1 protein-coding gene and 1 tRNA gene are annotated in these 1,514 nt (G+C 42.8%); both read right to left on the bottom strand.

The annotated features are described in order from the left end of the window. On the bottom strand, window positions 1-970 hold a 970-nt coding region (locus tag GKG41_RS23050), incomplete at its 3' end, for a S8 family serine peptidase (RefSeq protein WP_154263267.1). A gap of 140 nt (window positions 971-1,110) precedes the next feature. Then, window positions 1,111-1,181: transfer RNA gene (locus tag GKG41_RS23045), tRNA-Trp, on the bottom strand. Window positions 1,182-1,514 lie beyond the last annotated feature (333 nt).

Genomic DNA, 1,514 nt, shown 5'->3' with positions numbered 1-1,514 from the left:
ATAATAGGTTAGTCCGCTCGCTCCGCATCGCGTCCGTTTTGCTCCGCAAAACCGTCCGTTGGAGTCCGCCGACTGCATTGGAAAAAGGCGAGGTACTTATATTGCCGTAATAATGTCCTCTTCGGTTCCCTTCATTCCCCGCCGCAACTGTTACGTTAACCTGAGGCAGCTGACAGAGATTATTTATATAGCTGCTTGTTGCACCCAATGCCTCATGTCCGGTCATACTGGAGCTAATGGCCAAACAGATAACAAGGGGCCTGCCCAATCTTCTGGCAAAGGAAAATACATAGCGTATTCCAAGAATAATATCTGTCTCCTGATAGCACAGCGCGTCCTCATTTACACAAAAAATTTTTTTCAGATTCTGCTTTGCCTCTTTTAGCTTAACTACTATGAGCTGAGCTTCCGGTACTACTCCTGAGAAGGATTGACTTGCATCAGGGCCGCCTGCAATAATACTGGCAATAGCTGTTCCATGCCCGTTTTCATCATTCGTAGGCACGATTGACAGAGGATCTCCTGACTCTAACGCAAAATTAATGATCTCCCTGTTATATTCTGAACCAAAGGTAAATCCTTCCGGAGGTTTTTCTGTCTGTATTGTCTGATCCCAGATGGACAGGATACGGGTTGTATTGCCACTGAATTTGAAAGCAGGATGACAGTAGTCAATTCCTGTATCAATGACACCAACAATGACACCCCGGCCATAGAGAGAGAGCAAGGGATTGGACTGGATCCGGGTAATGCCAGATCTGCTTATACTTAATTCGGATGCTAATGTATAAAGTGTAGGGAATCTATAGTATGGATACAAACCCAAATTGCACAGATCCATATCCGGTACTTCCGCATGCAATATACAGTGTCTTTCATTCAGAGCCGTAAAGGTATCGTTGTTCTCTAATATCCCTTTCCTGTTATTCACAATCAAATCATAATAATTCTCATCTAATATCTTATTCATACATTCTCCCAATGAATACTATATAATATAGTCATTATATGATTTGTATAAAATAAGTATAACTAATTCTTTATCTGCAGCAAGTTTCAGAGAAAAACAAAAAGCCCTGCAGACATTACATCTGCAGGGCTTCTTTTTTCCAGGGGATGAGGGATTCGAACCCCCATCGACGGTTTTGGAGACCGGTGCTCTACCATTGAACTAATCCCCTTTATACAACTTTAAGTGGCCATCTCTAGCCACTTACTCTTTTTATGTACTCTCAAAACTACATATACGATTTTACATCTCTTTTTTTCACTTTGCAACACTTTTCCGTAATACTTAGATTTGCCTTTTACCAGTTCCGGCTCGACTTGCGTCTCACCTGCCTGTTTTCTGCCTTTTAGCTTGCTTTACTTTCTTGTGATTGGATGTTCGAGTTCGCTTTGCTCTCTCGAACGACCTTCTCACTAAGCTCAGCTCTCGCCTTTGGCTCGGCTTTCCTAAGTGTTCAGGTCAAGCCCTCGACCGATTAGTAACAGTCAGCTCCATGCATTGCTGC

Origin of the sequence: Lactonifactor sp. BIOML-A5, from assembly GCF_009677585.1 — a bacterium.
Classification (GTDB): Bacteria; Bacillota; Clostridia; order Lachnospirales; family Lachnospiraceae; genus Lactonifactor.
This window is presented reverse-complemented; position numbering and strand designations above follow the sequence as displayed.